We start from the raw sequence: 12,803 nt of genomic DNA, 5'->3' as shown, positions 1-12,803 counted from the left end.
GATTTACCGCGGGCGACTGCTCGTCTACTGATCGTCGACGGTCCGTTGACGCGCGCCGCATAGCTTCCTGAGCCTGCGACCCGCCCGGACCGCGGGCCGGTGCCGGAGGGAGGGGCTCTACCTCGGCCGGGCCCGCGACGCGGTCCACCGCGTGTGGTGGCGCCCCACCGGGCGCGCCGCCCCCAAGCTCCCGGGTCCGGACGGCCGTCTCCCCCTCGGCCGCCCGGACCCGGGCCTTTTCGCGCGCTGGCGCCGGGCGGTGTCCGTGCCGTGTGGGAGGCTGCCGCGACGGCGGTGGGCGGCGGGACGGAGGGCCGGCGGGATGGGTTTCGGGGACGGGGTCTGGCGGCTGGTGCGGCAGGAGGAACTGCTCGGCGAGATCCTGGTCGACGGGTCCGACTTCCCGTGGCTGGAGGGGCGCTTCGTCCCCACGCCGGCGTTCGCCGCGGTGAAGCCGTGGTTCGACGAGTCGCTGGCCCTCCTTGAGGCGGACGGGATCGAGCGCTTCGACGACGTCTACGACCGCATCGCGCGGGCCCTGTCGCTCGTGGCCCCGTCGGGTCCGGTCGCCGAGTTCCTGTTGCACATCGAGGACGGCCGCGCCTGGTTCCGGTGGAGCGACGAACCGTTCGACGAGGACTGAGCCCGCGGATGTGATGACACATCAGGAAGGGCTTCCGGCGAATGAGTTGGGCGGGGCGGGGTCGGCGGCGGCGGGGTGCCCGGTGTGGCCGTCGCCCTCGATGTCGACGTGCGGCAGCAGGCGGTCGAGCCAGCGGGGCAGCCACCAGTTGCCGTCGCCGAGCAGGACCATGGTGGCGGGCACGAGCAGGCCGCGGACGACGGTCGCGTCCAGGGCGACGGCGCTCGCCAGGCCGACGCCGAACATCTTGACGACGGGGTCGTCGGACAGCAGGTAGCTCAGGAAGACCGCGACCATGATGAGGGCGGCGGAGCTGATGATCCGCCCGGTCGCGGCGAGGCCGGCCACCACGGCGCGGCGGTTGTCCCGCTCCCGCAGGTAGCCCTCGCGCACGGCGCTGAGCAGGAAGACCTCGTAGTCCATCGACAGGCCGAAGAGCACGGCGAACATCAGCAGGGGCACGTAGCCGGGGATCGGGACGGCGCCCTCCAGGCCGATCAGCCGGGCGCCCGAGCCGTGCTGGAAGACCGCGGTGAGCACGCCGTAGGCGGCGGCGACCGACACCAGGTTCATGACGGCGGCCTTGACGGCGACGACGGGCGAGCGGAAGGCGAGGAGCAGGAGGAGGCCGGCGACGGTCAGGACGAAGCCGACGACGAGCGGCATCCGCTGCGCGATGCGCGCGTTGAGGTCGGCCTGGGCCGCCGGGGCGCCGCCGACGTGCGGCACCTGGCCGCTGCCGGCGGTGGCGGCGGGCAGGACGTCCGAGCGCAGGCGGCGGACGAGTGCGGTGGTGGCCGGGTCGGAGGGGGCGGTGGCCGGGGTGACCTGCCAGCGGGCGGTGCGGCCGTCGGCGGCGAGGGCGGGCGGGCGGGCCGACGGCGGCGACGCCCTCGGCGGCGCGCAGGGCGGTGGTGACGGCCGTCAGGCGCGGGTCGGTGCTCCCCGCGCCCGCCTGCACCGGCGCGGGCAGGACGTCGACGACCTGGAGCACGCCGTTGGCGCCCGGGCCGAAGGCCTGGGCCATGCGGTCGTAGGCGGTGCGGCTCATGGTGCCCCGGGCCTTGGCGCCGGCGTCCAGCTGGCCGAGGTGCAGGTGCGCCGCCGGGGCGGCGAGGGCGCCGAGCAGGGCGAGGCCGGCCAGCAGCAGGGGCCACGGCCTGGCCGCGACCAGGGCGGCGATCCGGCCCCAGCCGCGCGGGCGCCCGTCCGGGGCGGGGGCGGCCGGGCGGGGTGTCAGGCGCGTGCCGAGCAGGACGAGGACCGCGGGCAGGAGGGTGAGGTTGACGCCCAGCGCCACCACCACGGCGATCGCGGGCGCGAGGGCCAGGGCGTACAGCAGCGGCAGTCCGCCCAGGGCCAGGCCGGCCAGTGCCGCGACGACGGCGCTGCCGGCGAAGGCGACGGACTTGCCGGAACCGGCGGTGGTGCGCACGGCCGCGTCCTCGACGCCCGCCCTGGCGGCGCGCAGCTCCCGGAAGCGGGTGAGCCCGAAGAGGGTGTAGTCGATGCCGACGCCCAGGCCGATCATCGCGGCGATGGTCTCGCCGGCCTGGGGGACGTCCATCAGGTGGCCGACCAGGCCGAGGACGGGCAGCGCGATGCCGAGACCGACCACCCCGGCGAGCAGCGGCAGGCCGGCGGCGAGGAGGCTGCCGAGGGTGAGGGCGAGGATCACCAGGGCGGTGCCGAGGCCGATGGCCTCGCTGCGCCCGGTGCTCCCCCGGTCGACCGCCGCGGCGAGCTGGCCGCCGGGGGTCACCTCGATGCCGGCGGCGGTGGCCGGTGCGGCCGCGGCGAGCACGGCGTCGGTCGTCTCGGGCGTCACCTCCCGTCCGGAGACGTCGAGTTCGACGGAGAGGTAGGCGGTGTGGCCGTCGGCGCTCGTCGCCGCGGCGCCGGCCGGGTCGTAGGGGGTGGTGACGGCGACGACGTGCGGCACCGCGGCGATGGCGGTGGCGGCGCTGCGGACGGCGGCGGCGGCGCCGGGGGCGGTGAGCGGGGCGGCGCCGGCGGGGGTGTGCAACAGGACCGGCTGCTTGCCGGAAGGCGGGGCGGGGAACGCGCGGGTGGCCGTGTCGAGCGCGGCCTGGCTGTCGCTGCCGGGGATGGAGACGTCCTCGCTGGTGACCCGCCCGAGCAGCCCGACGGCGGTGAGCGCGGCGGCCAGGAGCAGGAGCCAGGCCGCGACGACGCGCTTGGGTCTGCGGGCGCACCAGCGCCCCACCGTGGTGAACATCTGCGGCGAACGGCCTTTCGTACGCGGCGGAAGGGCGCGCCGCCCCCACCGGAAACTTATTGCACTCCCCGTGCAACGCGTAGACTTGCACTCACGGTGCAAGAATGTCAACGAGAGTGCGGAGGAGCCCCACGTGAAACGGTCCGAGGCCGCCGCGCCCGCCGCCGACGGGCGCACGGAACGCGGGCGGCAGACCCGCGAGAAGATCGCCGACGCGGTGCTGTCGCTGCTCGATGAGAACCAGTCGCACTTCCCGGCCGACAAGGTGGCCGCACGGGCGGGCGTCTCCCGCCGACTGGTGTTCCACCACTTCGCCGACATGGCCGAGCTCGCCGAGGTGGCCGTCAACCGGCGCCTGGAGCAGCTCGCGGCCCGGATCGGGCCGCTTCCCACCGAGGGGCCGCGGGAGCTGCGGGTCACGGCCCTCACCGAGCAGCGCGCCCGCATCCTGGAGGGCGTCACCCCGACCAGACTCGCCGTCATGCGGCTGGAGAACCCGTCCCCGCGGATCCAGGAGGCGGTGCGGCAGATGATGGACTTCGCCCGCCTGCGGCTCGCCCAGGTCTTCGCCGCGGAACTCGACCCGCTCCCCGAACCCGCCCGGAGCGAGCTGCTCGACGGCCTGGACGCGGTGACCACGTGGAGCGCCTGGCACCACTGGCGCAGCTGCGGCCAGAGCCCGGAGGAGGCGCGGCACACCATGGCCGCCACCGTCCGCACGCTCCTCGCCGGCGCCGGACGGACGCCGAAGGGCTGACGGCGGCGGACCGCGGGCCGGCGGCACGGCCGGGAGGCGCACGGATCGTTCACAGGTCGGCGGCGGGGTGGGCCGATCGACGTGCCGTAGGTTTGATTTCCTCCCCGCGCTAAAGCACGGGGATTCCAGCACCGCGGGCCGCGCGGGGGCTTCGCCCCGTGCGTGTGCGCGTGGCCGGTGGTTGGCGCTTCACAGACCGGCCAGTGCCGAGGTCTCCACGCCCTGACACCGCATGCCCTGCGGCGTTGAGGATGTTCTTCGCGGCGTTCACGTCGGCGTGGTCCCGGTGCCCGCAGGCGGTGCACTCGAAGACCGCTTGGCTCTCGCGGCTCTTCGGGTCCACGTGCCTGCAGGCATGGCAGGTCTGCGACGTGTACGCGGGGTTCACCAGAACGATGTCCGTGCCGGTGGTGCGCGCCGCGTTGCGCAGCGCAAGTTCGAGCATGTACCAGCCCTTGTCCAGGATGGCCCGGTTCAGTCCTGCTTTCTGCCGGACGTTACGGCCCGGCTCCTCGACCGTGCCGGCTGCCGAGGCCGTCATGCTCCTGATTCTGAGGTCTTCCAGCACCACCAGCGCGTTGTCGGTGGCCAGGCTGGAGGCGGTCTGCGCACAGAAGTCCGCACGCCGGTCGCGGACACGTCCGGTGATCGCATTGATCTTCGCCACCACCACCCGGCGCCGGTTGCTGCCACGCTCGCACCGGGAGAGCTGCTGCTGCAACCGCCGCAGCCGCTTCGCCTCACCCGGCGTGGTGTACGGGCGGTCGTGGAAAACACCCGTGCTGGTCGTCGCGGCGACCTTCACTCCTCGGTCCACCCCGACGGCCGTGTCCGACATCGCGTGCCGCTCCGGCGTGGACCTGCCGTCCTCCACCAGGAAGGAGACGAACCAGTGCCGTCCCTGCCGGCTGACCGTCGCCGAGCGCACATCGCCGCCAAGCGGCCGGGACCAGCGAAACCGCACCCATCCGAGCTTCGGCAGCTTCGCCCGCCCCCATTTCCGCCCGATCCGCTCAACCCTGATCAGGTTTCCGGCCGGGAACCGGAACGACGGCGACCAGCGCACCTTCGACCGCCACCGGACCCTGAGCGTGCCGTGCTCACGGCACGCCCGGTCCAGATCCCGAAGAGTCTGCTGCAACACCTGCGACGGTGCCTCCGCCAGCCACGGGAACTCCCGTTTGGCGTCGGCCAGCTCGGCGGCCTGCGGCACGTAGTTCATCCACGCCCCGCGCCGCCTGTACTCCCGGCGCTGCTCAAGGGCAGTGTTCCACACCGACCGACACAGGTCGCCGAACATATCGCACAACTCGGCCTGTGCCGCGTCGAGTTCGAGCCGATACCTACGGCCGGACAACATAATGGAACACCCCCACTCGATTTGCCGTGATGAACGTAGCGCACGCCACTGACACGGGGGTGATCGCGGCCCCGCTGGCGGCGCTGTGCGGTGCGGGGACCGTGCTGCTGTGGCAGGGCTTCCACCGCGGCGGCGCGCGGGCATGGGCGTTTCCGGCCGCGGTCGCCGGGACCGCCCTCTGGTCGGTCTTCCTGGCCCGGGAGTTCCCGTCGTTCCTGCCGTGGCTGGCGCCGGTCGTGGTGGTCCTGAGGGTGGCGGCGCTGGCGCTGCTCGCGGCGGTCAGGTTCAGCCGTTTCACCGGGCGGCGGATCGCGCTGGCGGGCGGCGGGCGACGACTCCGGCGGCCGGCAGCTCTACCTCTGCACGCGCGCGGGCTGAGAACGCCTCCGGGAACAGACCGGGCGGGTGCCGGCGGCCGGCGCCCGCCCGGTTCACTTCCCGGGGCTGCCCACCGACAGCTTCTCCCCGTCCACCAGCAGGCCGAAGAACGCCGCCGCGAAGATCGACAGCGCCGGGGCGGCCGCGGACCGGTCCGTGAGCCCGGTCATCAGCGCGCCGGTGACGGCGCCGAGGAAGGTGCAGCCCAGCAGCGCCCACCAGCAGAACCGCTGCCCCTTGCCCTGCGGGTTCGCCAGGGTGCCGATGATGAGGCTCACGATCCCCGACAGTCCGAGCTGGCCCAGGTTGGGCGTGGTGTCCTGGGAGAGTTCGTAGCTCAGGAACCCGATGATCAGCGCGAGCGCCGCCATGGCGAATCCCGAGACCCAGCCCTCCGGGAGGTCCAGTTCCTTCGCGGCCTTGGTGCGGGTGGGGTCGTCGCTCACGCAAGGACTGTAGGCGCCTCCTGCGGCCGGTGCCGGTCGCGGGCGCGCCGTGTTGGCGCCTGCCGCCCGGGCGGAGCAACCGGGCGCCGGCCCGGTCAGCCGTGGGTCGCTCGGCGGTTGGTCGGCGAGCACCGGTCAGGCGTGGACGGCGGCCCGGACCCGGTCCAGGTCCGCGAGCAGGGTGTCCAGCTGCGAGGGGTCGTTGGCGTAGGCGAGCACGGCCCGGTAGAACGCGCTCTGCATCGCGTCCGGCATCAGGTCGGAGGCGTCGAACCGTACCGCCCGGGCGTCGACCAGCAGTTGGCCCAGGCGGCGGGACAGGGCGTCCGGGTAGACGGTGGCGGGCACCTGGCGGTTGGGGCTCAGCGCGCCGCCGCGGGCCACCCAGATCCGCTGCGCCTCGGGTGTCGTGAGGTAGGCGGCGAGCTGCTGGGCGGCCGGGGTGGCGTGGAACATGCCGAGCAGGTCGCCCGCCACCTCCTCGGTGCCCTTGAACCCCTCGTCGATGGCCGGGAACCGGGCGAAGTCGTAGTCCTCGCCGGCCTTGAGCCGCGGGTCGCCCTGCCGGTAGTAGTCCGTGATGAAGGACGCCGCGTGCTCGAAGTAGCAGCCCGGCTGCGGGCCGAACAGCGAGCCGCCCGAGCCGGCGAAGCCGGTGAGCAGCATGCCGCGGGCGTCACCGCGGACCATGCCCTTGGCGGCGACCACGTCTCCCCAGGTCTGCCAGGCCCGTTTGATCGCCGGGGAGTTCCAGGCGAGCGCGCCGCTCGCCCACTGGTCGTAGACGTCCGGTCCGGACTGGGCGAGGACGATGTCCTCCAGCCAGTCGGTGCCCGGCCAGCCGGAGGCGGAGCTCGACTCCAGGCCGACGCACCACGGGGGGACGCCCGACCCGGCGATCTGCCGGTCCAGGGTGTTCAGCTGGTCCCAGCTGCCGGGTGGTGTCCAGCCGTGTGCGGCAAGGGCCTTGGGCGAGTACCAGATGAGGCTCTTCACCGTGGCCTTGACGAACACGGCGTACTGTTTGCCGTCAACGGCGCCCAGCCGCACCCAGCTCTCTCCGTACTGCGCGGCCATGCCCGGCAGGTCGAGCGCGCCGTCGAGCGGGGCCAGGCGGCCGGCCCGGGCGTACTGCACCAGTTTTCCGGGGCTGGAGAGGACGGCGAGGTCGGGCGGTGTCCCGTTGCCGACCCGGTCGGCCAGGACGGTGTCGGAGTCCCGGGAGCCCTGGTAGTCCACCTTGATCCCGGTCCGCTGCTCGAACGGCGCGACCATGGCCAGGAACGAGTCCCGCTCGCTGCCGGTCCAGGTGCCGAGCACGTGGACCACCGGTCCCGACCGGCCGCCGCTGCAGGCGGTGGGGCCGGCGAGGGCGACCAGCAGCAGGGCGAGGGCGGCCCGGGCCCAGCGGCCCGCCGTGCTCATCGCGCGGCCCGGTACTCGTCGATCCGTGGCCAGAGGCCGCCCAGGCAGAGCAGCGCGATGGCGGCGCACAGCACCGGGAGCGCGCGGCCCAGGCCCAGGTCGGAGCGGGCCGCCGACTCGGCGTCGGCCAGCCGTTGCCGGTCCGGCTCCGCGAGCCGGGCCAGGTCGGCGTCGAACGCCGTGCCGGCGCCGCCCAGTTGGGCGGGGCCGGGGCCGACGGCGGTGGCCGTCACGGCGGGGTCGGCGGCGGCCGCTGCGGCGGGGCCGCGGGTGGCGGCCTGCCGGCGCAGCTCGGCGTCGGCCGCGGTGAACTGCCGGAAGTCCTGGAGGGTGTGCACGGCGGCGTCCCGTTTCGCTGGGGAGGAGTCGGGGCGGAGGTCGGCGTCGATCAGGTCGGCGAGGATGCCGTGGAACGCGGGCGGCTCGCTCTCGGCCGCCGCGACCTCTCCCGGCGTGACCGGACGGTCCGCCAACTGGCCGGTGTAGGTGGCGAAGTCGTCGGAGAGGTCCTGTCCGGGGACGGCCTGGACCACCGCCAGCGCGTCGCCGCCCGCCGCGTCGGCGGCGAGTGCGCGGGCCTGCCAGGCGGCGGTCAGCCGGGGCAGCGCCTCGTCGGCGGCGGTGGCGAAGGCCCGGTCGGTGTGCAGGGTCGCCGCCGCCGTCCAGCCGGCCAGCGCGAGCAGCAGGACGGACGCGGTGAGCAGGCACGGGTTGAGCCGCCGGTTGAAGTGGCGGCTCAGGAAGCGCTGGGTGGCGACCAGCAGGACCAGGGCGAGCAGCGCGGGGGCGAGGTCGCCGAGCAGCACGGCCGGGGCGAGCCATCCGCTCTGCCGTTGCCGGTCCAGTTCCTGCTGCTCGGCGGCCCGCAGTTGCCGGACCTGGGCGAGGACTCCGTCGCCGGGTTTGTGCATCAGGTTCGTGGCGTAGCTCAAGTAGGCGGTGCCGAGGGCGCCTTGGCTCTCGGTGGCGTGCGCCTGCTCGATCAGGCCGGTGTACTCGACGAGCAGTCCCTCGACGGCCTGCAGGCGCCCGCTGCCGGCCGGGCCGGTCGCGTCGTGCTCGGCGGCCCGGGCGAGCGCCTGGTGGGCGGACTTCAGGTCGTCCTGGTAGCGCTGCCCCGGTCCGCTCAGGCGCACCGTCCCCGAGGCGAAGCTCCCGGCCGCGACCCGGTCCGCGTCGGCGAGCAGGTACGACAGCTGCGCGGTGTCGACGAGGGCCGGATCGGCGTGGGCCTCGGCGGCGGACACCGTCGTGTGCGCGCCGGAGAGCGCCGTCTGCAGCGTCCCCCACAGCGCCGCCGTGCACAGGACCAGCGCGACCACGGTCCGGCGCAGCCGGCCCGGGGTGGTGGGCGGCGCGGCGGGCCTGCCGCCGAAGCGGTGCGCCCGTGACCTCATGCCGGCAGTGGCCGCCATCCGCATCCCGCCCCCTGCTCGGCCCGTCAGGAGCCCGACGGATCGTCGCCCACCCTAGCCGCGCGACTACGGGGTGGCCACCGGAAAACGGGATATGACGGATCGTCAGCCCGGGACCTCGCTGCTCAGGGAAAGCCCGCCCTTGCAATGGCAAGCGTCCGCAATTATTGTTGCAGCAGATAGTGCACCTGCAATCAATGCCGCCGGGGAGCCTCCATGAGCACGACCCTCTTCACCCCCTACACGCTGCGGGAACTGACCGTCCCCAACCGCGTCTGGATGCCGCCGATGTGCCAGTACAGCGCCGCGCCCGACGGCGGGGCGGCCGGGGTGGCGACGGACTGGCACTTCACCCACCTCGCGGCGCGGGCGGCCGGCGGCACCGGCCTGATCATCGTGGAGGCCACCGCCGTCTCCCCCGAGGGCCGCATCAGCCCCTACGACCTCGGGCTGTGGAACGACACCCAGACCGAGGCACTGCGGCGGATCACCGCCTTCCTGAAGGACCAGGGCAGCGTCGCCGCCATCCAGCTCGGCCACGCCGGGCGCAAGGCCTCCACCGAGCGCCCCTGGGTCGAGCGCGGGCGCGCGCTCGCCCCGCACGAGCCGCACGGCTGGACCCCGGTGGGCCCCAGCGCCGTCGCCTTCTCCCCCGACCACACCACGCCGGACGAGCTGACGCGCGAGCAGATCCGCGAGATCGTCGGGCAGTTCGCGGACGCCGCCCGGCGCGCCCTGGAGGCCGGCTTCCAGGCCGTCGAACTCCACGGCGCCCACGGCTACCTGATCCACCAGTTCCTCTCCCCCGCCAGCAACCGCCGCACCGACGAGTACGGCGGCTCCTTCGAGGGCCGCACCCGCTTCGCCCTGGAGGTCGTCGACGCCGTGCGCGCCGTGTGGCCCGGGGAACTGCCGCTGCTGTTCCGCGTCTCGGCCACCGACTGGATCGCCGAGAACCCCGAGGACGGGCGCGAGGGCTGGACGCTGGAGGAGACCGTGCGCCTGGCCAAGGAGCTCCAGGCCCGCGGCGTGGACCTGATGGACGTCTCCACCGGCGGCCTCGTCCCCGACGCGAAGATCGACGCCGCCCCCGGCTTCCAGGTGCCCTTCGCCGAGGCGGTCCGCAGCGGGGCCGGCATGCCGGTGGCGGCCGTCGGCCTGATCACCGAGCCCGCCCAGGCCCGGGACATCCTCGCCGCAGGCCGGGCCGACGCCGTCCTGATCGGCCGCGAGCTGCTGCGCAACCCCTCCTGGGCGCGCCACGCCGCCGCCGCGCTCGGCGGGCAGGTCCACTCGCCGGTGCAGTACCACCGCGCCTGACGGGCCCGGCCGCCCGTTCACGGAAGAACGGGCGGCCGGCGCACTGCGCGGAAACGGGCAGAAGTGATGTGACCTTCGGTCCGGTCCTGACGCAGACTGGGCACTGATCACTCGACCGACCGAGGACGGACCCATGGCTGACCGGCCGCTGACCCTGATGGCAGTGCACGCCCACCCGGACGACGAGGCGACCGGAACGGGCGGCGTCCTCGCCCGCTACGCCGCCGAGGGCATCCGCACCGTGCTCGTCACCTGCACCGACGGCGGCTGCGGCGACGGCCCCGGCGGCGTCAAGCCGGGCGAGCCCGGACACGACCCCGCCGCCGTCGCCGCGCTGCGCCGCAAGGAGCTGGAGGCCAGCTGTCAGGTCCTCGGGGTGGGCCACCTGGAGACGCTCGACTACGGCGACTCCGGGATGATGGGCTGGGCGGCCAACGACGCCCCCGGCTCGTTCTGGGGCACCCCCGTCGCCGAAGGCGCCGCCCGCCTGGCCGACCTGATGCTGCACTACCGGCCCGACGTCGTCGTCACCTACGACGAGAACGGCTTCTACGGCCACCCCGACCACATCCAGGCCCACCGCATCACCATGGCCGCGCTGGAGCGCAGCGGGCTGACGCCCAAGGTGTACTGGACCACCGTGCCGCACTCGACGATGCGGCGCTTCGGCGAGGCCATGCGGGAGTTCGCCGAGGACGAGCCGCAGCCGGAGCGGTCCGGGGAGGGGAGCGAGGCCGAGCAGATGCCGGAGATCGGCCTGCCCGACGAGGCCGTCACCACCTGGGTGGACACCACCGAGTTCGGCGGGCGGAAGTTCGACGCGCTGCGGGCGCACGCGAGCCAGGGCGAGAACATCTTCTTCCTGCGCATGGGCCAGGAGCGCTTCACGGACCTGATGGGCCTGGAGACCTTCGTGCGCGTGCGGGACACCACGAACGCGCCGCTGCCCGAGGACGACCTGTTCGCCGGCCTGCGCTGACGCCGGGTCACGCCCGCGCCGGCGGCGTCCTCCCGCGAGAGGACGCCGTCGGCGTTCGTCGTCAGCGGCCGGTGGTGGCGACCGGGTCGGGGGCGGACCCGTGGGCGGGGGCGGGGATCACGGCCTTGCGGGCGTGCAGGACGGTGGCGCCCAGCGGGAGGGGGCTCTGGCCGACGAGGTGGAGGCCGGCGTCGGCCAGGAGGTGGGCGTAGTGGTCGGCGCGGCGTTCGCGGCCGCCGACGTTGCACATCATGTGGAGGTCCCAGGCGGTCGCCAGCGAGGGCGAGCCGTCGGCGGGCAGGACGCGTTCGATGATGAGCAGGTCGGCGTGGGCGGGCATCGCGCGGGCGCAGTGGCGCAGGATCTCGCGGCAGCGCTCGTCGTCCCAGTCGTGCAGCACGCGGGACAGGACGTAGACGTCCCCGCCGGCCGGGACGTCGGCGAAGTCGCCCGCCCGGTAGTCGACGCGCCCGCCGGTGCCGGCCGCGTCGAGCAGGCCGCGGGCGGCCTCGACGGCGTGCGGGCGTTCCAGCAGGACGCCGTGCAGGCGGGGGTGGGCGGCCAGGATGCGGCCGAGGAGTTCGCCGTTGCCGCCGGCGACGTCGACGACGGTCGCGGGGGCGGGCGCCTGGGCGGCGGCCGCGAGGGCGGGGTGGGCCGGGACCGGCTCGAACATGCGCGAACTGGCCGCCATGGAGCGGTCGAAGAGCTCGGCGAGTTCGGGGTCGCGGGCGAAGTGGTCGAAGTGGTTCTCGCCGAAGAGGTGGTCGAAGGCGGTCTGCCCGGTGCGCACTGTGTGGGCGAGGCGGCCGAAGGACTCGTAGAACGGCCCGCCGTACATCAGGGCCAGCGGGCGCATCGAGCCCGGGGTGTCGGTGCGCAGCAGGGCGCCGAGTTCGGTGAGGCGGAAGCCGTCGGGGGCCTCGGTGACGGCGCCGAGCATGGCGAGGTAGCGCAGGAGGGTGGTGAGGCTCTGCGGGTGGGCGCCGATCCGGCGGGCGAGGGTGTCGGTGGCGGTGGCGGCGGTGGTGTCGAGGGCGTCGGGGAGTTTCAGTTCGGCGCTGACGGCGAGGGCCTGGGTCGTCCACGCGCCGGTCATCAGGCGCAGGAGCGTTTCGGCGGGCTGGTGGGCGCGGGAGTCGTGGAGGTGGGCGGCGAGAGCGGGGCGGTGGTCGCCGGGGACGTAGAGCTCGATGCGCCGGTAGCCGGTCTTGGCGTCGGCGGGGGCGGTGAAGTAGAGGACGGTGCCGTCCTCGTGGGGGTTGTAGCCGCCGCCGTCGGGGGCCGCGCCGTGGCGGGCGAGGAGGTCGCACAGGCCGCGCAGGACGAGCGGGTCGGGGCGGGTGACCTCGAAGGCGAGGTGGGTCTCGTGCTCGTGGGCGCGTTCGTGGGCGGCGAGTTCGGCGAGGGCGGAGCCGGGCGGCACGGTGAGGGCGAAGACCTCGACGAGGCGGGGCTCCTCGCCGGGGCCGGTGACGGGCGGGCGCAGGATGCGCACGTCGAGGGCGGCGGGGTCGAGGCCGTGGCGGTGGGCGAGGCGGTCGCGGACGACGACGCTGGGGTGCTGCGGGGTGTCGGGGTCCAGGGCGCAGGCGGCGAGCTGGGCGCGCAGCGTGGCCTCGTCGGGCGGCAGGAGGAGCAGGGCGGCGTGGGCGAAGTGGCAGTGGTCGGCCAGTGCGCGCAGTTCCGGGCCGTCGAGGCCGGGCAGCAGGAGCGGGAGGAGGTCGGCGGTGTCCTGCTGGCGGACGAAGTCGGCGGTCGCGTGCAGGCGGGTCGCATCGTCCGGGGGCGTCGTCGTCATCGAGTGGGCGTCCTTGGTTCGGTGCTCGTGAGGGTGTGGT

9 protein-coding genes and 2 pseudogenes are annotated in these 12,803 nt (G+C 74.6%); 4 read left to right on the top strand and 7 right to left on the bottom strand.

Annotated features, from left to right (window positions below):
* The first annotated feature begins 322 nt into the window (after positions 1–322).
* A complete protein-coding gene (locus tag ACFVU9_RS20535; protein ID WP_380498070.1) occupies positions 323–643 on the top strand; it encodes a hypothetical protein in 321 nt (106 codons plus the stop codon).
* A gap of 21 nt (positions 644–664) precedes the next feature.
* On the opposite strand, the pseudogene ACFVU9_RS20530 reads toward ACFVU9_RS20535, so the two are convergent.
* Together ACFVU9_RS20530 and ACFVU9_RS20525 are read right to left on the bottom strand one after the other, a co-directional pair.
* Positions 665–1,465 (bottom strand): annotated as a pseudogene (locus ACFVU9_RS20530) (MMPL family transporter); the annotation flags it as partial.
* 388 nt (positions 1,466–1,853) lie between these two features.
* Positions 1,854–2,882: pseudogene (locus tag ACFVU9_RS20525) on the bottom strand (MMPL family transporter); the annotation flags it as partial.
* Between the two features lie 133 nt (positions 2,883–3,015).
* Between ACFVU9_RS20525 and ACFVU9_RS20520 the strand changes: the two are divergent.
* The gene (locus tag ACFVU9_RS20520) at positions 3,016–3,639 is read left to right on the top strand and encodes a TetR/AcrR family transcriptional regulator (RefSeq protein ID WP_387595164.1); all 624 of its coding nucleotides are present in this window, start codon (positions 3,016–3,018) and stop codon (positions 3,637–3,639) included.
* Positions 3,640–3,748: 109 nt separating this feature from the next.
* Here the strand turns inward: ACFVU9_RS20520 and ACFVU9_RS20515 are convergent, their stop codons facing one another.
* The 4 genes from ACFVU9_RS20515 to ACFVU9_RS20500 form a co-directional block, all read right to left on the bottom strand.
* Positions 3,749–4,999, bottom strand: coding sequence for an RNA-guided endonuclease InsQ/TnpB family protein (locus ACFVU9_RS20515; RefSeq protein ID WP_387595161.1), 1,251 nt, complete (start codon positions 4,997–4,999; stop codon positions 3,749–3,751).
* Between the two features lie 431 nt (positions 5,000–5,430).
* A complete protein-coding gene (locus tag ACFVU9_RS20510; RefSeq protein WP_380446382.1) occupies positions 5,431–5,823 on the bottom strand; it encodes a hypothetical protein in 393 nt (130 codons plus the stop codon).
* 135 nt (positions 5,824–5,958) lie between these two features.
* A complete protein-coding gene (locus tag ACFVU9_RS20505; RefSeq protein WP_387595158.1) occupies positions 5,959–7,248 on the bottom strand; it encodes an ABC transporter substrate-binding protein in 1,290 nt (429 codons plus the stop codon).
* Positions 7,245–8,645, bottom strand: coding sequence for a hypothetical protein (locus ACFVU9_RS20500; protein ID WP_387595155.1), 1,401 nt, complete (start codon positions 8,643–8,645; stop codon positions 7,245–7,247). The genes ACFVU9_RS20505 and ACFVU9_RS20500 overlap by 4 nt, the downstream gene beginning before the upstream one ends.
* Positions 8,646–8,879: 234 nt before the next feature.
* On the opposite strand from ACFVU9_RS20500, the gene ACFVU9_RS20495 reads away from it, so the two are divergent.
* On the top strand, positions 8,880–9,983 hold the full coding sequence (locus ACFVU9_RS20495) for an NADH:flavin oxidoreductase/NADH oxidase (RefSeq protein ID WP_387595152.1): 1,104 nt from the start codon (positions 8,880–8,882) through the stop codon (positions 9,981–9,983).
* A 133-nt stretch (positions 9,984–10,116) separates the two neighbouring features.
* Positions 10,117–10,962: a PIG-L family deacetylase gene (locus ACFVU9_RS20490; RefSeq protein ID WP_387595149.1), complete on the top strand. Its 846-nt coding sequence runs from the start codon at positions 10,117–10,119 to the stop codon at positions 10,960–10,962.
* A gap of 61 nt (positions 10,963–11,023) precedes the next feature.
* On the opposite strand, the gene ACFVU9_RS20485 is transcribed toward ACFVU9_RS20490, so the two are convergent.
* Positions 11,024–12,763: a methyltransferase gene (locus ACFVU9_RS20485; protein ID WP_387595146.1), complete on the bottom strand. Its 1,740-nt coding sequence runs from the start codon at positions 12,761–12,763 to the stop codon at positions 11,024–11,026.
* Positions 12,764–12,803 lie beyond the last annotated feature (40 nt).

The organism is Kitasatospora sp. NPDC057936, from assembly GCF_042887525.1.
Lineage (GTDB): Bacteria > Actinomycetota > Actinomycetes > Streptomycetales > Streptomycetaceae > Kitasatospora.
Note: the sequence above shows the minus strand (reverse complement) of the source record. Positions and strands in the feature narration are given on the sequence as shown.